General features: G+C 66.0%; 20 protein-coding genes. 3 read left to right on the top strand and 17 right to left on the bottom strand.

The annotated features are described in order from the left end of the window. Positions 1–334: 334 nt before the first annotated feature. Both RM531_RS10075 and RM531_RS10070 read right to left on the bottom strand, forming a co-directional pair. Entirely contained in the window at positions 335–766 is a 432-nt protein-coding gene (locus RM531_RS10075) for a hypothetical protein (protein WP_311659030.1), read from the bottom strand. Between the two features lie 126 nt (positions 767–892). Next, positions 893–2,503 carry a BCCT family transporter gene (locus tag RM531_RS10070; RefSeq protein WP_311659028.1) on the bottom strand — a complete coding sequence of 537 codons (1,611 nt, stop codon included), beginning with the start codon at positions 2,501–2,503 and terminating at the stop codon, positions 893–895. Between the two features lie 113 nt (positions 2,504–2,616). On the opposite strand from RM531_RS10070, the gene RM531_RS10065 reads away from it, so the two are divergent. Beyond that, positions 2,617–3,249, top strand: a complete 633-nt coding sequence (locus RM531_RS10065) for a rhomboid family intramembrane serine protease (RefSeq protein WP_311659025.1) — start codon at positions 2,617–2,619, stop codon at positions 3,247–3,249. On the opposite strand, the gene RM531_RS10060 is transcribed toward RM531_RS10065, so the two are convergent. The 5 genes from RM531_RS10060 to RM531_RS10040 form a co-directional block, all read right to left on the bottom strand. After that, positions 3,246–4,259, bottom strand: coding sequence for an ABC transporter ATP-binding protein (locus RM531_RS10060; protein WP_311659023.1), 1,014 nt, complete (start codon positions 4,257–4,259; stop codon positions 3,246–3,248). The genes RM531_RS10065 and RM531_RS10060 overlap by 4 nt on opposite strands. A 13-nt stretch (positions 4,260–4,272) precedes the next feature. Further along, positions 4,273–5,778 (bottom strand): ABC transporter permease, encoded by a 1,506-nt coding sequence (locus RM531_RS10055; protein ID WP_311659021.1) that lies wholly within the window; start codon positions 5,776–5,778, stop codon positions 4,273–4,275. Beyond that, a complete protein-coding gene (locus RM531_RS10050) occupies positions 5,775–6,800 on the bottom strand; it encodes a substrate-binding domain-containing protein (RefSeq protein ID WP_311659020.1) in 1,026 nt (341 codons plus the stop codon). The genes RM531_RS10055 and RM531_RS10050 overlap by 4 nt, the downstream gene beginning before the upstream one ends. Then, entirely contained in the window at positions 6,800–7,594 is a 795-nt protein-coding gene (locus tag RM531_RS10045; protein ID WP_311659019.1) for a hypothetical protein, read from the bottom strand. Before RM531_RS10045 ends, RM531_RS10050 begins: the two co-directional genes overlap by 1 nt. Before the next feature lie 115 nt (positions 7,595–7,709). Beyond that, positions 7,710–8,441, bottom strand: a complete 732-nt coding sequence (locus RM531_RS10040; RefSeq protein WP_311659018.1) for a ferredoxin--NADP reductase — start codon at positions 8,439–8,441, stop codon at positions 7,710–7,712. 111 nt (positions 8,442–8,552) lie between these two features. Between RM531_RS10040 and RM531_RS10035 the strand changes: the two genes are divergently transcribed. Further along, complete coding sequence (locus tag RM531_RS10035; RefSeq protein ID WP_311659016.1) at positions 8,553–9,047, top strand: Fur family transcriptional regulator; 495 nt, start codon at positions 8,553–8,555, stop codon at positions 9,045–9,047. A gap of 433 nt (positions 9,048–9,480) precedes the next feature. Continuing rightward, positions 9,481–9,870, top strand: coding sequence for a MerC domain-containing protein (locus RM531_RS10030; protein ID WP_311659015.1), 390 nt, complete (start codon positions 9,481–9,483; stop codon positions 9,868–9,870). On the opposite strand, the gene RM531_RS10025 is transcribed toward RM531_RS10030, so the two are convergent. The 10 genes from RM531_RS10025 to RM531_RS09980 form a co-directional block, all read right to left on the bottom strand. Next, positions 9,847–10,197 carry a carbohydrate porin gene (locus RM531_RS10025; protein WP_489753840.1) on the bottom strand — a complete coding sequence of 117 codons (351 nt, stop codon included), beginning with the start codon at positions 10,195–10,197 and terminating at the stop codon, positions 9,847–9,849. The genes RM531_RS10030 and RM531_RS10025 overlap by 24 nt on opposite strands. After that, complete coding sequence (locus RM531_RS10020) at positions 10,194–10,874, bottom strand: carbohydrate porin (RefSeq protein ID WP_311659012.1); 681 nt, start codon at positions 10,872–10,874, stop codon at positions 10,194–10,196. The genes RM531_RS10025 and RM531_RS10020 overlap by 4 nt, the downstream gene beginning before the upstream one ends. A gap of 183 nt (positions 10,875–11,057) precedes the next feature. Continuing rightward, positions 11,058–12,125 carry a molybdenum ABC transporter ATP-binding protein gene (gene modC / locus RM531_RS10015; protein ID WP_311659011.1) on the bottom strand — a complete coding sequence of 356 codons (1,068 nt, stop codon included), beginning with the start codon at positions 12,123–12,125 and terminating at the stop codon, positions 11,058–11,060. After that, the gene (modB, locus tag RM531_RS10010) at positions 12,122–12,814 is read right to left on the bottom strand and encodes a molybdate ABC transporter permease subunit (RefSeq protein WP_423246875.1); all 693 of its coding nucleotides are present in this window, start codon (positions 12,812–12,814) and stop codon (positions 12,122–12,124) included. The genes modC and modB overlap by 4 nt, the downstream gene beginning before the upstream one ends. A gap of 5 nt (positions 12,815–12,819) precedes the next feature. Beyond that, positions 12,820–13,623, bottom strand: a complete 804-nt coding sequence (gene modA / locus RM531_RS10005) for a molybdate ABC transporter substrate-binding protein (protein WP_311659010.1) — start codon at positions 13,621–13,623, stop codon at positions 12,820–12,822. After that, positions 13,620–14,414: a TOBE domain-containing protein gene (locus tag RM531_RS10000; protein WP_311659009.1), complete on the bottom strand. Its 795-nt coding sequence runs from the start codon at positions 14,412–14,414 to the stop codon at positions 13,620–13,622. The genes modA and RM531_RS10000 overlap by 4 nt, the downstream gene beginning before the upstream one ends. Before the next feature lie 336 nt (positions 14,415–14,750). Further along, complete coding sequence (gene ccmI / locus RM531_RS09995; RefSeq protein WP_311659109.1) at positions 14,751–15,986, bottom strand: c-type cytochrome biogenesis protein CcmI; 1,236 nt, start codon at positions 15,984–15,986, stop codon at positions 14,751–14,753. Next, positions 15,986–16,474, bottom strand: coding sequence for a cytochrome c-type biogenesis protein (locus RM531_RS09990; RefSeq protein ID WP_311659108.1), 489 nt, complete (start codon positions 16,472–16,474; stop codon positions 15,986–15,988). Before RM531_RS09990 ends, ccmI begins: the two co-directional genes overlap by 1 nt. A 7-nt stretch (positions 16,475–16,481) precedes the next feature. Further along, a complete protein-coding gene (locus RM531_RS09985) occupies positions 16,482–18,446 on the bottom strand; it encodes a heme lyase CcmF/NrfE family subunit (RefSeq protein WP_311659007.1) in 1,965 nt (654 codons plus the stop codon). A gap of 173 nt (positions 18,447–18,619) precedes the next feature. Then, entirely contained in the window at positions 18,620–19,930 is a 1,311-nt protein-coding gene (locus tag RM531_RS09980; protein ID WP_311659006.1) for an autotransporter outer membrane beta-barrel domain-containing protein, read from the bottom strand. Between the last annotated feature and the right edge of the window lie 143 nt (positions 19,931–20,073).

The raw sequence follows: 20,073 nt of genomic DNA, 5'->3' as shown, positions 1-20,073 counted from the left end.
AGAATTTCGCCCTGAAGGGCGAGTCTCTTTTCTTTGCGTCGCCAAAGAAAAGAGACTAAAAGAAAGGCGACCCGGACCGCTTGTCCCCCGGTCAGCGAAGGCTGACCGGGGGATTCCCGCCCGACCGCCGGGGCATGAATCGGGCCGTGCCGACAGGACGTCGTGTCCTGAACGGTACTAAACGGGCCATCCGTGGCCCGTTTACCCGATGCCCCGGCGGTCGGGCGGCAAGCGCTAACGGGAGGGAAGAGGCGACCGCACCCGGCCCGCGTCAGCGGGGCGGAATCTTCTTGCTCACTCCGACGCTCCCCCGGTAAAGGGGCATGTCGCCGACCTAATTCGGCCCCGCCGGCGAGTCTCCGCTCTCGTCCCGGCAAAGCGCCGGCCGCATCATGTGGAAATAGGCCTCGCCGTGGACTTCCGCCATGTACTGGCGCTGGATCGAGTAGGCCTCGCGTTCCCGACTTATCTGCTGTGCGCAGGAGTAGTCCTCGAGTTCACCGCTGTGATGCTGCAGGTAGTGCACGAACTCGTGCACCAGCAGGCTGCGGGCGAAGGTGGACTCCAGGTCTTCCAGCCTGGTGTCGAGGTAGACCACGTCGGCATCGTTGTACCAGCCCATGACCCGGCATTCCTGACCCTGGCAGGCGTTTTCCACGAAGAAGGAATGCTCGCGGAATTCCAGCGCGGGCTGGGCGCCCGGATCGGCATATCCCGATAACAGCACCGCCCAGTTGAACAATCCGGCGATCAGTTCGGTCTTCATGGTCCGGCCTTGCTGGCAAACGTCTGCTCCATTACGCGGTCAAGAGCGCGGACGATGCAAGCGGGCATGAAAAAGCCCGCGCCGACGGTTGCCGGCGCGGGCGGAATCAAGCGGATAGCCGGTTGGCTAGCGGCTCTCGGTTGTTTCCGACTCGACAGTCGGGTCGGCCTGCGCCTCGTAGACGCTGCCGCGTGCCCGCCATTCGGTGCGCAGCCCCAGAATCAGGGACCAGCACATCAACAGCAGGATGATGGTGAATGGCAGACCGGCGGTGATCGAGGCCGTCTGAAGCGCGCCCAGACCGCCGGCTACCAGCAGCACTGCCGCCACCACGCCTTCCAGGATCGCCCAGAACACACGTTGGCCCACCGGCGGGTTCTCGTGGCCGCCGGACGAGATGATATCGATCACGAACGAGCCCGAGTCCGAACTGGTGACGAAGAACACGATCACGACGATCATCGCGAGGATCGAGGTCACCACGGCCAGCGGGTAACCCTCGAACAGCACGTAGATGGAGGTGTCGATGTTCTCGCTGACGGCGGCGGCGATGGTGCCGGCCCCGAACAGTTCGTTGTACAGGGCGGTGTCGCCGAACACGGTGAGCCAGAAGAAGCTCACCAGCACCGGTACCAGCAGCACGCCGGTAATGAATTCACGAATGGTGCGGCCGCGCGAGATGCGGGCGATGAACATGCCCACGAAAGGCGACCAGGCAATCCACCAGGCCCAGTAGAAGATGGTCCAGCTGTTCTGCCAGCCGCCGTTGTCGCCCTGGAGCCCTTCCGACCAGAAGGAGATGGACGGTAGCCGCTGCAGGTAGTTGCCCAGGTTCTGCACGAAGTTGTCGAGCAGGAACAGGGTCGGCCCCACCAGCAGCAGGAACAGCATCAGCAGGCCGGCCAGCACGATATTGAGCTTGGACAACTGCTGGATCCCGGCATCCAGACCGAGGACGACGGAAATGGTGGCCATGCCGGTCACCACCGCGATCAGCAGCATCAGCACCAAGCTTGATTGAGGGATGCCGAAAATGTGCTCGAGCCCGGCGGACACCTGCTGCACGCCCAGGCCGAGCGAGGTGGCCACGCCGAACAAGGTGGCCACCACTGCCAGGGTGTCGATGCTGTTGCCCATCCACCCGCGTACCCGGTCGCCGATCAGCGGGTAGAAGGCCGAGCGGATGGTCAATGGCAGATTCAGGGTGAAACCGAAGAAGGCCAGCGACAGTCCCACCAGGGCATAGACGCCCCAGGCGTGCAGCCCCCAGTGGTAGAAGGTGATGGTCATCGCATCCTTGGCGGCCTGCACATTGCCGTCCGGGCCGAGCGGATTGCTGTTGTAGTGGTAGATCGGTTCCGCCACGCCGAAGAACAGCAGGCCAATGCCCATGCCGGCGGAAAACAGCATGGCGAACCAGCCCCAGACGCTGAAATCAGGCTTGGCATCGGGCCCGCCCAGGCGGATCTTGCCGTAGCGCGAGAAGCCCAGGAACACGACGTAGCCCAGGAAGATGTTCATCGCCAGGACGTAGAGCCAGCCGAAGCGGTCCGACATGCCCGACTGGATGGTCGAGAACAGCGATTCCACCTGCTTGGTGTTGAGCACCGTGAGAAAGACGATGCCGATGATGATGGCGGCCGAGGCGTAGAACACGACCGGATGAATGATCATCCCGAGTGCGTTGGTCTCGTCGCGCTTGCCGCCGAAGCGCGCGATCTTGGGCAGCTTGCTCATGCGGTATTCCCCCATCTTTGGCGAGTTTTTCACCGTAACGCATTCCCGCCTACGACGCGAAGCGGCGGGATGATGCGTTATCCTCGGCGGCCGCTTGCCCCGCTTTTCCCCCGATGCGCCAGGATCCCTTCGCCATTACCGCCGTGCCGCCGATGATCAAGTGGCTGCTGATCGCCAACGGCATCGGTTTTCTGCTGCAGCTGAATTTCCTGCAGCCGATGATGGTGTACTTCGCTCTGTGGCCGCTCGGGGCGGGACCGGGCGTGCCGTCATTCGCCCCCTGGCAGCTGCTGACCTACGGCTTTCTGCACGGCAACTTCGCCCATCTGTTCTTCAACATGTTCGGGCTGTGGATGTTCGGGCGGGTGATCGAGGAGGTCTGGGGCCAGCGCCGATTCCTGATCTTCTTCGTGGTCTGCATCGTCGGCGCCGGCATCACGCAGCTGCTTACCCTCGCGCTGTTGTCGCCGGGACAGCCTCACCCCACGGTCGGGGCCTCCGGGGCGGTGTTCGGCATCCTGCTGGCGTTCGGGATGATGTTTCCCAACGCCCGGGTGATGTTGCTGTTTCCGCCCATTCCCATGACCGCGAAGTGGCTGGTGATCGGCTACGGGGGGCTGGAGCTGTTCTTCGGCGTGACCGGGACGGCCAGCGGCGTGGCCCATTTCGCCCATCTGGGCGGCATGGCCTTCGGCTTCGCGCTGATCATGTACTGGCGCAACCAGGGGCCGCGGGCCAGGCTCTAGGTCTGGCGGGGAAACGCGGTCAGCGGATGCCCGGCGGCGATGCTCGTATGCACGGCCGTGCCGGGCGCCAGCACCACCTCGTGATTGACCCGGGCCTTGAGCACCGTGCCCGAGTTCAGCCGCAGCTGGTACAGCCGGGTTTCGCCCTCGTAGCGGCCGTTCAGTACTTCCGCGTTGTGGTCGCCCTGCGTGCTCAGGGTCAGATCGTCCGGGCGCAGCAGCACATCCACGTCATCGGGTAACGACGGGCCGTCGGTGGCGCTGGCCCGGCCCAGCGGGGTGTCCAGCCGGCCCGCGGCATGCCGGCCCGGCAGGAACGCCGCCTCGCCGAGGAATTCCGCCACGAAGCGGCTGGCCGGGTCCCGGAAACAGGTTTCCGGCGGGCCCACCTGTTCCAGTCGGCCGTCGCGCATGATGCCGACGCGGTCGCCCACGGACAGGGCCTCGTCCTGGTCGTGGGTCACCCACAGGGCCGGCACGCCGGCAGCCTTGAGGGCGTCGCGGATCTCCCAGCGCAGGCTGGTCTTGAGCGCGGCGTCGAGATTGGACAGCGGCTCGTCCAGCAGCATCAGTGCCGGGGCGTGGGCCAGCGACCGGGCCAGGGCCACCCGCTGTTTCTGCCCGCCGGACAGGGTATCCGGCATGGCGTGGCGCACCGCGTCCAGCCCCAGCACCGTCAGCCAGTGCTCGGCCGGCGCCGTGTCCCGCAGGCGGAAGGTGACATTGCGATAGACGTCCAGATGCGGAAACAGGGCGAAATCCTGGAACACCAGGCCAGTACGGCGCTTCTCCGGCGGCACTGGATGATGGGCATCGATGGTCAGGCCGCCGATGCGGATACGGCCCTCGCCGGGGGATTCCAGGCCGGCCACCGCCCGCAGCACGGTGGTCTTGCCACAGCCGGTGGGGCCGACCAGGGTCACGATCTCGTTATCGGTCAGGGTCAGATCGATGCCGCGCACCGCCACCGTGTCGCCGTAACGCACCACCAGGCCATCCAGACTCAGCATGACCGCCCCCGCCTCATGCGCCGCGGACCTCCCCGGCCCGCTCCTCGCCGGTGAGCAGGGCCACCAGCGCCCCGGCCGAAATCAGCACCAGCAGCAGCGCCGGCACCGCCCCGCGGCCCAGGTAACCGGCCTCGTAGACCCGCCACAGATAGGTGGCCAGGGTCTCGAAGCCGGTAGGCTGCAGCAGCAGGGTGGCGGGCAGTTCCCGCATGGCTTCCAGAAATACCAGCGCCGCGCCGGCCACGATGCCCGGCAGTGCCAGCGGCAGCGTGATCCGGCGGAAGGCCTCGAACGGTGCAGCGCCCAGGCTGCGGGCGGCCGCGATCTGGTGGTGTTCGATGCGTTCCAGCCGCGTGCGCAGGCTGCCCACCGCCAGCGGCAGGAAGCGCAGGACGTAGCCGATCACCAGCAGCGCCAGGGTCTGGTAGAGCACCGACAGCTGCAGGCCCACGTAGACCAGCGCGGTGGCCAGCACGATGCCGGGCACGCCGAACCCCAGATGGGCGATACGCTCGAGCAGCCGCCCGCCCCGTCCCAGCCCGGCGGCATAGGCCACGGGCAGGGCCACCACCACCGCGGCGACGGCGGCCAGTCCGGCCGCATAGGCCGAGTGCCAGGCCAGCATCGGGTCGAAGTCACCCAGACCCTCGCGCCACAGGTAATGACCGAACACCAGCAGCGGCAGCGCCAGTGCGGCCAGCATCAGTAGCAGGCCGGCGGTCATGGTTGCGGCGCGCCAGCCCGCCCCGAGGTCCAGAGTCGCGGTCCGCGTGGGGCGTTCGCGCTCGGCGCCGAAACGGGTTTCCAGCCACAGGATCACGGCCACCAGCGCCAGCAGCTGCAGGGACAGCAGCGCTGCGCGATCCAGTCCGAAGGCGTTGTATTCCACGAAGATCATCCGCGTGAACGTGTCCAGGCGCAGAATGGCCGGGGTGCCGAAGTCGGAAAGGGTATACAAGGCCACCAGCAATGCGCCAGCGGCAATGCCGTTGCGCGCCCGCGGCAGCACCACGCTGAGCAGGGCCCGCCCGGGCGACAGGCCCAGGGTGCGGGCGGCATCCAGCATGGCGGGATTGAGATGGCGCAGGGCCGATCGCGTGGTTAGTAGCACGAAGGGATAGGTGTACAGCGTCATAACCAGCGTGGCCCCGGCCAGCCCGCGCACGTTCGGGGTGGCAGCGCCGGTCAGCGTTTCCAGCGTGCCGCCCGGGCCGAAGGCCGCGAAATAGGCGAAGGCGCCGAGGTAGCTGGGCATGGCCAGGGGCGCAGCCAGCAGCGCCAGCCACAGAGGGCGGCCGGGCAGCCGGATGTAGGTGGTAGCCAGGGCCAGCGGGACGCCCAGCAGGATGGCGCCGAACACGGTCAGTACCGTGAGCAGCACGCTGTTGATCACGATCGCCGCGTTGCTGGCATCGAATGCCAGGTCCGCCTGCAGGCCCAGCCAGGCCAGTACCGCCAGCGGGGCCAGCACCGCCGCCGCTACCGGCAGACTCAGCCAGTAGGACAGCGGTGTCTTCACAGCACGCCGGTATCGCGCAGCAATGCCAGGGCGGGCTTGAGTTCGGACAGGCGGGCCAAGTCCAGTTCCGGGGGCTGGATGGTATCCATGGACGGCAACCCGGCCGGCGGTGCCACGCCGGTCACCAGCGGAATCTCGTAGGCCTGTTCGGCGAGGAAGGTCTGGACCTCGCGGGTGAGCAGGTAGCGGGTGAAGTCCGCGGGCAGGGCCCGGTCCGACAGCAGTGCGGTGCCGGCGGCGTTGACCAGGCAGCCGGCGTCGTCGCGGGTGAAGCCCAGGGCCACGCTGGCGTCCGGGTCGCCCGATTTCAGCCGCAGGGTGTAATAGTGATTGGCCAGCCCCACGTCGACCTCGCCGCGGGCGGTAGCCAGCACCACGCCGAGTTCGCCGGCGTAGCTCTGCGCTTTCGACTTCATCGCCTCGAGCCAGCGTCGCGTGCGGGCCTCGCCTTCCAGCAGTCGCATCGCCGCGATGAATGCCTGGAACGCGGCGTAGGACGGCGCCCAACCAACGCGCAGGTCGCTGTCGGGCAGGTCCATGATGCGGTCCGGCAGATCCGAGGGCGACAGCCTGGCCGTGTTGTAGGGCAGCGACCGGATGCGCCCGGACAGCGCCGCCCAGCGATCGTAGCGGAACTCGGGCCGGATCTGGCCGCGGATGTCGTCGGGCACCCGGCGGCCCATGCCGGCCCCGTTAACCACCGCGAGCGAGGCCGCATCCACCGACCAGAACAGGTCCGCCCGCGGCCCGCCGGCACCGGCCTCGGCCACCAGCGTGTTGGCCAGGGCACTGGACGGGGCCCGGCGCAGCGCCAGATCCAGCGCCGGGTTGCGCTCGCGGATGGCGCCGACGATATCGGTGTACAGCCCGCCCTCACCGTGGCCGAGGTAGACGGTGAGCTTGCCGCTCAGCGCTGCCAGCGAGTCCGCCGACACGGCCGGGTTGTCGGCGGCCAGCAGCCGCGCCGCGGTGCCCCCCAGGCCCAGGGCCAGGGCGGCTTTCAGCAGCGTACGGCGATCCACTAGAAAACGTCCGGCTTGTCTTTGTCGCTGTCGGTCAGCATCTGCCTGGCGCGGTTCAGGCGTTCGCGCATGGTATCCAGCCGGGCGTTGACCGCCGCCATATCGGCGCCATCGTTCATCAGTGTGGGCAGATGGCCGTTGAAGTCCTCTTCCAGCGCCGCCACCAGCTTGGCGTCCTGCTCGATCAGGTCGCCCTCGAGATATTCGAAGCGCTGCAGGTAGGCCTTCTGGATCAGCGCCTGCGCCTGCTCGAGTTTGTCATCCTCGTACAGGGCGACGGCCTGCTCCAGCTCGTCGACGATGGTGTCCACGGCGGCCGGGCCGGTGGCACCATGCGACTCGTCGTGGCCATGCTCGTCGTCGTGGTGGTCCTCGGACGCCTGCCCGCCGCTGGCGGCGGCCCACTTCAGCGCGCCCAGGCCCTGATTGAGTGCCGCCTTGAGCTGGTCGGCCCGCGCCTCGACGACCGCGTCGTCGGCATCGTTGTCCAGCGCGTTGCGAAGCTGCGAGATACCGGCCCAGACCGGTGGATAAAGCGGCGTGGCCACTTCTTCGACCGCGCCGTGGATCTTCACCGCCTCCCACTGCTCGACCAGCGCTTCCATATTCTTGTCCCCGGCGGCCACGGCATCGATGGTGGCAGCCATGGCCTCGACGTCGGCCGCGTAGGTATCCAGATGGTCCTCGAAATGTTCGACGTGCTCGCCGTATTCGCCGTGGGCGTGGGCGGCGCCGACCAGACTCAGGGCCAGCAGCGGCGTGGCCAGGAAGCGCATGCGCGTGCGAGGTGACATGGATGAAGTCTCCGGTGTTGGGTATCCGTAGAAGATAACGGTTCTCATTTGTGTTTACAAATCAGGCGGGCCGTCTGCCCCGTAGAAGACACCCTGTTGCCGACCGGGTTCGCGGCTACCAGTACTGCTCGGTGGTCACGTGCCCGGTCTGCTTGCGGTTATTGGGCTGCAGGCCCCGCTCGCCCAGCACTCGAGCCGTGTCCTGCACCATGTCGGGGTTGCCGCAGATCATCACCTGAGCCTGATTTGGGGTCAGTGAGGCGCCGGCGGCCTGCTCCAGCTCGCCGCTGGCAATCAGCGCGGGAATGCGGCCCGCCAGCGCCTCGGGGCAGGGCTCGCGCGAGACCACGGGCAGATAGGTCAGCGCGGGCGGCAGGCTCTCGATCAGTTCGCGGTAGGCCAGCTCGGCGCGATGCCGGGCCGCGTGTACCAGCACGATCCGGCGGAATCGCTGCCAGGGTTCGTCGGTGCGCAGGATCGACAGGAACGGCCCCAGGGCCGTCCCGGTGGCCAGCAGCCACAGGCTGGGTGCGTCGGGCACCCGGTCGAGCGTAAAGCAGCCGGCGCCGCGCGGCGCCACCAGAATCGGGTCGCCGGGGGCCAACGCGTGGAGGCGGCTCGAGAACGGGCCTTCGGGCACCACGGTGGAATAGAATTCCAGCACCTCGTCCTGCGGCGGGTTCACGAATGAATAGGGGCGTGCGGTGATGTGGCCGTCGATGGCCTGGGCCAGCCGGCTGAACTGACCGGCCTGGAACGGCACGGCCGGGGCACGGACCCGCAGCGAGTGGTGGGTGTCCGTCCAGTGATGATTGGCGATGACTTCGCCTTCAATCCAGCGGGCCATGGAGACTCGGGCGTTGAAAGAGGCGCGTGGCCTGGAAGCCGCGGGAGTCTAGCATCCGGCCGCCGGGCCGGCTGCGATACCATGTGACTCGGGTATCACGCGAGCCTGTTCATGGTGCAAACGTCCATTCCCACGGCATTCGATGCCCGCGGCCACGATCACGCAGCCTGTGTGAACGCGGCACTGGATCACGCGGACCGTCTGTGCGCCGAGCGCGGCCTGCGGCTGACCCCGATCCGCCGGCGGGTGCTGGAGCTGGTGTGGTCCAACCACAAGCCGAGCAAGGCCTACGATCTGCTCAACCGGATCCGCGACGAACATCATGCCGCGGCACCGCCGACGGTATACCGGGCGCTGGATTTTCTGCTCGATGCCGGGCTGGTCCATCGCATCGAGTCCCTTAACGCCTTCGTCGGCTGTGACGGCGATCACGGCCGCGCCCCGCCCAAGTTTCTGATTTGCCAGGCCTGCGATCATGTGGCCGAGCTGGCAGGTGGCCATGTGGACGAGGCGATAGACCGGGCGACCGAAGCGGTGGGCTTCCAGGTACAGGGCAGCGTGGTGGAGCTGCGCGGCCTGTGCGCCGGCTGTGCGGCGCAACGGTAGTTTTCGACTCGCAAAAGACTCGATTCGCAAAAGACTCGACCCGCAAAAGAAACGGCGCCCGAACGGGCGCCGAAAACAACGGAGCGAACGAAACGCCGTTGTGGAGGGGGCGGGGCGCTAACCGGCGAAGGGCAGCCGGGCGGTCAGCCGGATATCGCGCCCGGGTGACAGGGCGTAGCCCTTGGAGGTGTCGAGAAAATCGCGGTAGTCCCCGTCAAGCAGGTTCGTCATGGCGACGTCCAGCTGGATCTGCGGAACGAGCAGGGTGGTGGGCGGTCACCCCGAGGGGGGCGCTGAGACCGAGCAGTGTGCCGGTCGCGCGCCGGTCGGCGTCTGGTGTCGGCTGCATGGAATGACTCCGTGCGGGCATGTCGGGTGCGTCGTCTCGCAATATGTAATAATATATCATTACATTTATGTCCCGGCCACCCCCATGCCAACCTGTCCCCTGGACAAGCTGGGTAGCGCGTTAAGCGGCCTCTGTCTGCTGCATTGCCTGGCCGGTCCGTTGGTCCTGGGTCTGGCGGCCGGCGCGGCGGTCGACCACCACGCACTGCATGGCCTGCATGCGGGCATGGCTCTGATGGTGGTGCCCGTGAGCGGCTGGGCCCTGATTGCTGGCGTTTGTCGTCATCGGCGCGGGGTGGTGCTGGTCGCCGGTGTGGCCGGGTTGGCCCTGATGCTGATGCCGATTGCGGGGCTGGAGGCCCGGCTCGGCCATGGCCCGGCACTGACCCTGACGGCCCTCGGCAGCGTGCTGTTGATGGCCGCCCACCAGTGGAATATGTGTCTGCGGCCCCTAGAGGCTGATAGCCGCCCTTAGGGTCATTATCAGCGCATCCGGCCGGCCACGGCCGCCCGGGTTGTCAATGAATTGCAGATCCGGCTGCAGCGCCAGCCAGTCGGCGGCCTGCCAGCGGTAGAAGCATTCCACCGCCAGTTCACCGCTGTCGGTGAATCCCGCGCCAGGCGCCTTGCTGAACTGCACAAAGCTGGCCATGAGTCCGGCGCTGTCATCCGGCCGGTCAGTCAGCGGGCCGTACCACTGCAGACCCGCGCCGGCATGGTGCTGCACCGGACTGACGTCGGCGTCGGCATACCCGTACTGGGCGAACAGTCCCAGCCGCGTCCGGCCGGCGGGTCCGGTCACAAGGCTCTGATCCAGCACCAGATAGATGCCTTCGGTACTCCATTGACGGCCACCACCGAAACGGTCGAAATCGCCGCCATGGCGCCAGGCCCCGATGCCCACCCGGCCCGGCCGCCCGGTGACCCGGTGACCCGGTGGTGAACCCCCGTTTCGACCACGCTGAACAGGCCATCCGGCGTTCCGAAAAACGTCGACGGGCCGCGGGTACCCGTGGCGACCCCGGCCTGGGTGGCGCCGTCGTATACGCCAACGCCAGCGTATGCACCTGATTTACCATGGTAGAAGAGGTTTACGCTGGTGGCGGGATCCGGATAGCTGGGAAAGCCCAGGATGGTTGGAGAAAACCCCGGCGAGGATTGGAGGAAGCCGCCGCCGTGCTCGACATAAGCGAACTCGCTGTTGGCATCGACCTTGCCAAACTTCAGCCGGAGTCGGCCGTCCAGCAGGTGATGTTGGTACCAGGCCTCGGTGATCGCGGTGAACCCGGCCGCATCGATGTTGGAAAAGCCCTGGAAATCGCCCACCAGCCGGGTACCGTTGTCGCCGGTCTGATGCATGGCGCTGACATGCAGTCGGCCGCCCGGTTGGTCGAACAGCGTCCGGGAGTCGATTTCGAAACCCGCCGTGAGTAGCAGGCGGGCGGCGGTCGAGGCAGCCGATCCGGCGCCGCTCAGCACGGCGCTATTGCCGCTCTCCAGAGTGCCGAAAACCCGATTCTCGCCTGTGTTCTCGCCCGCTGCCGGGCCGGTGAACAGGCCTGCGGCAAGCATCAGCAGATAATGTCTGCCACGGCGAAAATAAGCCATTGCTATTAAAATAAGCATTGGCTTATTCTAGCACTGGCGGCGGCCGAGTGATTCTTAGTCGATCAGTGCCACCGATTTCACCAGGGCGTAAAGCGATTGTCCGGGTGTGAGGTCGAGTTCGCGCATCGAATAGGCCGTGATCTCGGCCATCAGCATCTGCCCGTCAGTCAGCCGCAGGGTGGCGAGTACCCGATGCTCGTCCAGCGGATGCAGCTGCGTCAGTTGGACCGGTAGCCGGTTGAGCATGCTGATGCCGGCCGGCTCGGTTCGGGCCAGGCTCACATCGCGGGCCAGAATCCGCAGGCGTCGTTGCCGGCCGTCATGGCCGGCGGGGACCAGGCGCAACACCACGCCGCCCGGCGTGGTGAACGGCTGCAGACCATCGGCGCCGGCGGGCCCGAGGGTGCCGGCGAGCACGGATGCCGCGCCGTCCGGCGGCTGGAAAAGGGCGGAATCCGGTCGCGCCAGGGCGTCGGCCAGGCTGTCGATCCGCGTGAGCCGGCCGTCCTGCATGAACGCCACCTGCCGGGCCAGGCGCTCGACCTCCCGGGGATTGTGAGTGACGTAGAGCATGGGCAGATCGGTGCGCCGGGCCAGGTCGTCGATCAGATCGAGCAGGGCCGCGCGGGCCTGCCAGTCCAGCGCGGAGAGGGGTTCGTCCAGGCAGAGTAGGCGGGGCCGGCTGAGCAGCGACCGCGCCAGTGCCGCCCGCTGGCGCTCGCCGCCGGATAGCGTGTGTACCGCGGCGTCCAGCCGATGCTCGATGCCGATCCGGGCGGCGACCGTGGGCACATCGGGGCCGCCGGTCGGCGCCCGTCGGTGGGCGTAGTCGAGATTGCCGCGCAGGGTTTGGTGCGGAAACAGCGCGGCGTCCTGGAACACGAACCCGATGTCCCGCCGCGCTGGCGACCGCCGGCGGCGCCCGTCCTGCCAGGTCTGTCCATCGGCGGTGAGTTGCCCGCGCACATCCGGTTCCAGCCCCGCCAGGCAACGAAGCAGCGTGGTCTTGCCGGAGCCGGAGGGCCCGAACAGCGCGGTTACGCCGTCCAGCGCCAGCGCGAACGGGCCCGTTTCCAGCCGAAAGCCCCGACGCGCCAGCGTGAGATCGCCCTGCAGTTTCACGGGGCGATCAGCCGTCGATCGAAGCGGCGGTTGAGGGTGTAGACCAGCCCGAGCACCAGCATCGCAAAGCCCAGCATCAGGCCGGACAACACATGCGCCTGGGCGTACTCCAGGGTTTCCACATGGTCGAAGATGGCAATCGACACCATGCGGGTAGCGCCGGGGATATTGCCGCCCACCATCAGCACCACGCCGAATTCGCCCACGGTGTGGGCGAACGACAGGGTCGCGGCGGTCAGCAGTCCGCGGCGTGACAGCGGCAGCACCACGGTCACGAAGCGGTCAAGCCGCCCGGCGCGCATGGTGGCGGCGGCATCCAGCAGTGGCCGCGGGATGGCCTCGAACGCGTGCACCAGCGGCTGCACGGCGAACGGCAGGGAATAGATCACCGAGCCGATCACCAACCCGGTGAAACTGAAGCTGAGCTGGCCCTCGAACCCGAACCAGCCCAGGGTTCGGGTCAGGGCACCGTCCGGGTTCATGGCGATCAGCAGGTAGAAACCGAGAACCGTCGGCGGCAGCACCAGCGGTAGCGCCACCACCGCCTCGATCAGCGGCTTGAAGCGCGACCGCCACTGCGCCAGGCCCCAGGCCAGCGGCAGACCCAGCGCCAGCAGCACCAGCGTGGTGACCGTGGCCACCTCCAGCGTCAGCCAGATGGGGCCGGTCTCCACATTGACGCCGGCAATCTCGATCAAGAGGATGTGGCTCCGGGCAGGGTGTAGCCGTAGCGCTCGATGATGGCGCGGCCTGCATCGGAGCGCAGGAAATCGATGAAGCCACGCGCCGCCGGTTTGCGCGGGCTGCGTTCGAGAATCACCGCGGCCTGGTCCAGCGGGGGGTGCATGGACGCCGGCACCCGCCAGACGTGGCCGCGGCCCCGCAACGGGTTGTCCGGATCGCGCAACTGGGACAGCGCCACGAACCCGATTGCCGCGTGCCCGGTGGCCACGTACTGGAAGGTCTGGCCGATGTTCTTGCCGTAGATCAGCCGCGGGGCCACCGGTTCGCGGGCCTCCAGGGCCTCGAGTACCGCCACGGCTGCCGTCCCGTAGGGCGCGGTTTTCGGATCGGCGATGGCCAGGTGGGCGTAGTCGCCCTCGATCAGCGTTCGGGCGGGATCGGGGTCCAGCGGCAGGTCGGCGCTGTAGAGCGCCAGCACCCCGCGTGCGTAGATGAAGCGGCTATCCGCCACCGCCTTGCCCGTCGCCACCAGCTTGTCCGGACGGGCCTGGTCGGCGGCGAAGAATAGATCGAACGGCGCGCCCTGGTTGATCTGGGCATAGAGTGTCCCGGTGGAGGCGCTCGACAGGCCGACCTTGTTGCCAGTTTTTTCCGTGTAGGCGCTGGCGATGTCGCCGAGGGTCCTGGCGAAATTCGTGGCCACGGCCACCCGCAGGTCGTCGTCGGCCAGGCTGATACCCGACATGCTCAGCCACAGCGCAAGCGCCATGGCGACCGGCCCCGCCCAGGGCACGGATCGTCGACGGCGCCTCATTCGTCCACACCTAGAATGATGTGGCTGGCCTTGATCAGGGCGAAGGCCCGGTCCCCTTCGGCCAGGCCCAGCGACTGCCGGCTGCCCTCGGTGACGATTACCGTCAGGCGTGTGCCGCCGGATAGAGCCAGCACCACTTCCGCGTTAACCGCGCCATCGTGAATCCGCTCGATGGTGCCGCAGAGACGGTTGCGGGCCGAGGTCCGGGCCGGTTCATCCCCGGGGGCCAGAATCGGCCAGCTCGCCTTGATCAGCGCCCAGGCGGACTTGCCGGGGGCCAGCGCCAGATCGGCTTCGCTGTCGCGCGTGACGATCGCCACCAGTCGGTCGCCGCCGGGCAGCGCCAGCGTGACCTCGCTGTTGACCGCGCCGGTGCGCACGTCGCTGACCTCGCCCCGCAGGACGTTGCGGGCGCTGGTCTTCATCAGCAGCCTCCCCAGTGTCGACCATTGTTCTTGATCTTCGTCGCTGAACTGGCGTCGAATATCGTCGATCGCGGCAGCAAATCGGCGTTGTGACGCAAGTAACGACTGCCCTGCAACGGTCAGTGACGCCCCGCCCCCCTGCCGACCGCCCTGGCGGGTCTGCACCAGCGGTTCGCCGGCCAGGTTGTTGATGGCGTCGATGGCATCCCAGGCGCCCTTGTAGGTCATCCCGACGTGTCGCGCAGCGCCGCGGATGGATTCGGTGGCCGCGATCCCCTCCAGCAGGCCGAGCCGCCGGGCCGAGATCGACTTCCCGCCGAGTTGCAGCACGATCGGGGCGATGAGGGCGGCGGTGGCGTCCTGCATACGTGATCTATCTGACTAAATAACGAAAATAGAGCGGCAACGGCGGCAGGTCAACATGTCGCGCCTCGCAGCGGCGAGGTTACTCTCGTCGAGGGCAAACTGGCTGCTGCGGGTACGGCGCAGGCGGCAGCACCCGTTCTGATGCGTTACCACCACCCCATTGCCGGCAACACTCGCGATATGCGGTTCGAATTCAGGCGTGTTCCGTGACTAAACGGCTATCCACCGCTTGATCGAAGAGTGGGTGTCGGTTTGTCCGGGCCGCCGCGATCGATGACATCCGGCTCTCGCGTGGCGGGGAACTGTATTAGCCCGCCGTATTGGTGTTCGCCAGGATCATGGAACGACCGAGTCGATGGTGATGACAACTGGTTTCTTGGCTGCAGGGGATACAAGTTGTTCACCCGACGTCAGGTCGCCGGAAGCGGCCGCGGCATTACCACTTCTGGCAACGCGGGCAATCAGCATGACCTGATCGTGGCCCGAAAGGCCGCGATCCGGCACCATCGAGTCTCCGTCGTCCAGCGTCACTGCGAACGGCAGTTGGTTGGCTGACCGTCGAATTACCGCCAACGGCATGGGCGGCCCGTCAACGGCTCTGGCGAAGACGAAAACCGGCTCGCGGCCGGTGATGCGGCCGCTAAGCGTATCGCTGAGACGGACGCTCACTTCGATGGACGCTGATCCCGTTGCCTTATTCGTATTCCGGCTGTCCGCTATTAGTTCGCCGGAAGCACCTTGTGTGCGCTGCTCGATCTCGCGCAGATTGCGCTGAATGATGCGTGCGTCCTCACTTTCGGGGGGTACCTGAGCGAGTAGCGTCCGCCAGTGCCTGGCGGCATCGGTAAAATCGCGCTGCTGCGCAGCGGCGATGCCCGCGAACCAGAGTGCCTGCGGGTGTTGTGGGGCGGCTTGCAGTGCCTGTTCGAGGAGTTCGGCGGGCCGACCGACGAACGATTCCGGAGTACGGCCTCTGGCCAGGGCCCGTGCGTAGGCGACCAGTACCGCCGGATCGTCGGCGCGGAGCTGATAGGCCCGGGAGAGAGCGGCCACGGCTTTCCGGTTATCGCCGAGCGTGGCGTGGGTGCGTCCCAGCATCAGCCAGCCCTCGCCGTCGTCCGGGGCTTCATCCAGTCGTGACCGCAGCTTTTCCACCATGGCCTGGATATCGCGAGTCTCGCCGCCGCCGCCCTCGATGGCGCTATGGTTTGCGCCAATCGCGAGATAAAGGCTGATGGCGATCAGCGGGATGGTCGGAATAGCCACGATCACGGGCCAATACTCGCGCAGACCGGTGCCGGCCAGGCTGTGGTCTTTGTTCAGGTCGGGGGGCGCTGTATCCAGCAGCAACTGCCGGTCGAGTTCCTCGTGGACGCTGGCCAGATCCGCTTCGTCAAGCAGGCCATCTCGATAGTCAGCATGTAGCTCCGCCTGTCGGCGATGGTAGAGCGCCACGTCGACTTCGTCGGCGGACAAGGTCGGCCGGTCTGCGTCCCTGCGCAGCAGTGGCCATGATACGAGGGCGATTGCTGCCAGCGTCATCACCGCCGCGACTGCCCAGAAAACCAGCATCACGAAACGTCGTTCCGATGATCGCTCAGGACGCGCCGCAATTGGGTGCGCTCGTTTGCGTCCAGTCGGCGGGGTGGAAGGTGATGACGGCGATGGACCGTCACGGCGAGCACGATGATGCCGGCCAGGAGCAGCACCGGCGCACTGAACCACAGCACGTAGGTTCGCGCCGTCACCGGGGGGCGGTAAAGGACGAAGTCACCGTACCGCTCGATAAGGTGGGTTTTGATCGCGTCGTTTGTCTGGTCCTCCGCGACCATTTGATGCACGCGCTGGCGCAGGTCACCTGCCAAGCCGGCGTCGGACGATGCCAGCGACTGATTCTGGCAGACCACGCAGCGCAACTGGTGCAGAAGCGCTTCATAGCGGGCCTGCCTGGCTGGGTCGTCAAAGCCGAGTGGCTCCAATCCGGCCACCGGGGCTGCGACAACGATAAGCGCGACGAACGCGCTTAATATGGCCTGCTTTCGATATATTTGTCCCTTCATGAGCACGCTAAGTGCCCTCGCTCGGATGCATGGTCGGGGACTGTTTGATCCGGACCCGATAGCGCCGGTCCGCGACGGCCAGCAAACCCGCCAGCGCCATCATGAGTGCCCCGCCCCAGATCCAGCGGATCATGGGCTTGTACTGTAATCGCACGCTCCAGGCACCTTCATCCAGCGGTTCGCCGAGTGCCACGAAGAGATCGCGGAACAGACCCGCGTCGATCGCGGGCTCGGTCATGCTCGAGCGACGCACCGGATAGTTGCGCTTTTCGGGCAGCAAGTCCGCAACCGGGCCGCCACCCTGTGTCACGGTGAAATAGCCCTGCGTACCCGTGTAATTGGGTCCCTGAACGTCGCGCACATCCTGGAAGGTAAAGCGGTAGCCAGCCACGGTAGCGCTGTCTCCGGGCCCGAGCCGCACGGTGCGCTCAATGCCGTAGGTTTCCACTGCGCCGGCGCCTATGATGAATACGGCCATGCCGAGATGCGCGAGGTTCATCGCGTAAACGCTGGGACTGATGGCGGCCAACCCGCGTAACCCGCCGCGCAACTGCAGTCTGCTCCGGATGTTGACGGCGACGGTGGTAATGATCCAGCACGCCATGAACATGCCGACGGCCATACCCAGGGTGGTGCCATTCCAGTACACGGCTATCAGCACGCCGGTAGCGGTAAGCGAGACCAGCAGGGCCCAGCGTATGCGATGCGCCAGATTGGTCGGCGTCATCCGCCGCCAGCTCGTCAACGGGCCAAGGCCGATCAAGCCGGCGAGCACCAGCATCAATGGTACGAATACGGCGTTGAAGTAAGGGGGGCCAACGGAAATTCGTCCCAGGCCCAGGGCTTCCATGGCCAGTGGATAGAGTGTGCCGATGAGTACGGATGCGCAGGCCACCATCAGCAGCACGTTATTGGCCATGAGCAGGGTTTCCCGCGACAGCAGCGCAAAGGTACCCACGTTGCGGATGGCGGGGGCCCGCCAAGCGTACAGCGTCAGCGAGCCGACAACCGTTACCGACAGGAAGCCGAGGATAAATACGCCGCGGGCTGGATCGGAGGCGAATGAATGCACCGACGTCAGTACCCCGGAGCGCACGAGGAACGCGCCGAGCAAGCTCAACGAGAAGGTCATGATCGCCAGCAGGACGACCCATGCCTTGAAACTGCCTCGTTTCTCGGCAACAGCAAGTGAGTGGATCAATGCGGTGCCTGCCAGCCATGGCATGAACGACGCATTTTCCACCGGGTCCCAGAACCACCAGCCGCCCCAGCCGAGTTCGTAGTAGGCCCAGAAGCTGCCCAGCAGGATGCCGATGGTCAGGAACAACCACGCGACGGTAGCCCAGGGCCGTGACCAGCGGACCCAGGCCGAGTCCATCCGGCCGCCCATCAGTGCCGCAACGGCCAGGCTGAAAACCACCGCGAAGCCCACATAGCCGACGTACAGCATGGGCGGGTGGATGGCCATGGCCGGGTCCTGCAGCAGCGGGTTCAGATCCTGGCCGTCGGCCGGTGCCGGCAGCAGGCGATCAAACGGGCTGGAGGTGAGCAGGATGAACAGCAGGAACCCCACGCTTATAAGCCCCAGTACCCCCAGCGTACGGGCGCGCAGAACACTTGGGAGGCTACGGCTGAAACCGGCCATCGCCAGCGTCCAGCCGGCCAGCACGAATACCCACAGCAGCATCGAGCCTTCGTGTCCGCCCCAGACGGCGGCCACCTTGTACATGACCGGCAGATTGCTGTTGGCGTTCTCGGCCACGTAGCGCACCGAGAAATCGTCGGCAATGAAGGCATGGGTCAGGCAGCCGAGCGCGAGTGCGACGAAGATGAACTGGCCCGCTGCTGCCGGGCTGGCTGCCAGCATCCATCGCGGCGTGCGGGTTTGGGCACCGGCTAGAGCGAAGATAGCTTGGACGGTCGCGAGACAAAACGCGAGTGTCAGTGAGAAAAGGCCAATTTCGGGGATCACGGCATCGTGCTCTGGGGATAGTGAGGTGTCGATGGGCGTTCGATGGAACGAGCTGCCGTTACTCGACCTAATACGGGATCAGGCCCCAGTGATAAGAGTTAGACGACGACTTGATCGTGGGCCTTAGTCGTGCGACATCCACGTATCAGAACACGGCGACGGCGGTTGTCGCCTTATAACTCCAGCCGTGCTCCCAGCGTAATGGTGTGGTTCTCCCGGTTTTCGCGGGACAAGTCGGCTTCGTATCGGAAGAACAGGTTTCGACCATGTGTAAGCACGGCACTTGCGCCGACCGATATGCGATAGAAATCGCTGTCACGAGCATCGACCGGCACGGTTAGAAACGCGCCGCTTGCAATCGATTGCGCGGTTACCAAGCGTGGGTCGTCGTCGAACTCGTGCACCCACTCGACCGCCGCCTGAGGTACTACGACGCCGAACCCCGTGTTGATGGCGTAAGTTGCGTTGCCGCCCACGGCTGTCCGCAGGGACTCGACATCCTGATTGCCGTAACGAAGCGGATTGCCGCCCCCGGCCTCCATGTAGCCGTCGAGAAACAAATCGATATAAGTCACGCGAACCTGTGGGCCGAAACTCAGAGGGCCTCGATGGAACTCATAGCCGCTACTGGTGCTGATTGCATACTCGAAACCAGTCGTATCGCCCAGAGCGATGCCGCCGCCAGCCACCTGACGAATAGCATCAAACTCCAGCGCGGCGATGCGGCCAACCGCATCCACATACAAATTCTGCCAGACATACCAGGAGGCCAGCGCGGAAATGCTGTAGTTGTAATGCTCAAGCTGGCCGAAGTTGCCGCTGGTAAAATCGGTTTCGTTGGCCACGTAACCAACCGTCGCACCCAATACCAAGTCCGGATTCACCCGATAATCCGCGCCCAGGACCAGTCCGAGCATGTCCGATTCGTTGGCCGGCGCATTGACGGTGCGATCTTGCTCGCTTGCGCGATAATCCGCGCTGCCGAAAACGTTGAAACGGTCGAATTCGGCACCGGTTTCCGCATCTAAAGTGCTACCAGCAACCGCGCTGCCGCTCAGCCAGGCGGCCCCGAGCCCGGCAGCAGGCGACAGCGGCAAGCTGTTGCCGGCTGACGTCTCGCTATCTTCCTCGTCTTCCAGGCGCTGTCTGCGCTGTTCCCGCCGCAGCGACTCGGACAGAAGCTTAAGACTGCGCAGCTGTAGCGTGGAGCTAGCAAGAGCCGCCGAGCCCTGCGCCGTGACCTGACGTTGTGATTGCGACAGTCCCTGTTGCGGCGGCGGTTGGGCGGATTCAGGAACGACACTGACGTCAAAGGAATCGCTACTCTGGGCGTCAGCCGAGATTGGCGCGAACCAGGGCAAGGCCAGCAAGAGGATGGCTACCGGCCTATGCCGCATTCTCGACGATGCCGTTCGCGTTGTTGGTGGCTCCAGCTCGGCATGGTTGCGCACCCCGTCCGATGCATCTTCATTTCTCACCAACATGGCCGGTTCCCCCCGAATGCTTTGAATTCAGCGCATGTCTGATCGAATGTAGCAGTCTGGCGCAATGCGTGCCAGCGGCAAATGTTCTCCTTATGGTTTTTCGAATCCGAGGTGGGCAGTCGGCCCTGAAATATGAGCCGAAA

It is taken from the genome of Spectribacter acetivorans (assembly GCF_031846305.1).
In the GTDB taxonomy this organism is placed as follows: Bacteria; Pseudomonadota; Gammaproteobacteria; order Nevskiales; family Salinisphaeraceae; genus Spectribacter; species Spectribacter acetivorans.
The sequence above is the reverse complement of the archived record's forward strand: the minus strand, read 5'-3'. Positions and strand labels throughout refer to the sequence as shown.

Excerpts from the sequence above, each read along its gene's own strand:
- ccmI (WP_311659109.1), bottom strand. The coding sequence starts at position 15,986 with ATGCTGGTTTTCTGGGCAGTCGCGGCGGTGATGACGCTGGCAGCAATC.
- RM531_RS09990 (WP_311659108.1), bottom strand. The coding sequence starts at position 16,474 with ATGAAGGGACAAATATATCGAAAGCAGGCCATATTAAGCGCGTTCGTC.
- RM531_RS09980 (WP_311659006.1), bottom strand. The coding sequence starts at position 19,930 with ATGTTGGTGAGAAATGAAGATGCATCGGACGGGGTGCGCAACCATGCC.
- modA (WP_311659010.1), bottom strand. The coding sequence starts at position 13,623 with ATGAGGCGCCGTCGACGATCCGTGCCCTGGGCGGGGCCGGTCGCCATG.
- RM531_RS10000 (WP_311659009.1), bottom strand. The coding sequence starts at position 14,414 with ATGCAGGACGCCACCGCCGCCCTCATCGCCCCGATCGTGCTGCAACTC.
- RM531_RS10075 (WP_311659030.1), bottom strand. The coding sequence starts at position 766 with ATGAAGACCGAACTGATCGCCGGATTGTTCAACTGGGCGGTGCTGTTA.
- RM531_RS10045 (WP_311659019.1), bottom strand. The coding sequence starts at position 7,594 with ATGTCACCTCGCACGCGCATGCGCTTCCTGGCCACGCCGCTGCTGGCC.
- RM531_RS10065 (WP_311659025.1), top strand. The coding sequence starts at position 2,617 with ATGCGCCAGGATCCCTTCGCCATTACCGCCGTGCCGCCGATGATCAAG.
- RM531_RS10035 (WP_311659016.1), top strand. The coding sequence starts at position 8,553 with ATGGTGCAAACGTCCATTCCCACGGCATTCGATGCCCGCGGCCACGAT.
- RM531_RS10070 (WP_311659028.1), bottom strand. The coding sequence starts at position 2,503 with ATGAGCAAGCTGCCCAAGATCGCGCGCTTCGGCGGCAAGCGCGACGAG.
- RM531_RS10040 (WP_311659018.1), bottom strand. The coding sequence starts at position 8,441 with ATGGCCCGCTGGATTGAAGGCGAAGTCATCGCCAATCATCACTGGACG.
- RM531_RS10060 (WP_311659023.1), bottom strand. The coding sequence starts at position 4,259 with ATGCTGAGTCTGGATGGCCTGGTGGTGCGTTACGGCGACACGGTGGCG.
- RM531_RS10030 (WP_311659015.1), top strand. The coding sequence starts at position 9,481 with ATGCCAACCTGTCCCCTGGACAAGCTGGGTAGCGCGTTAAGCGGCCTC.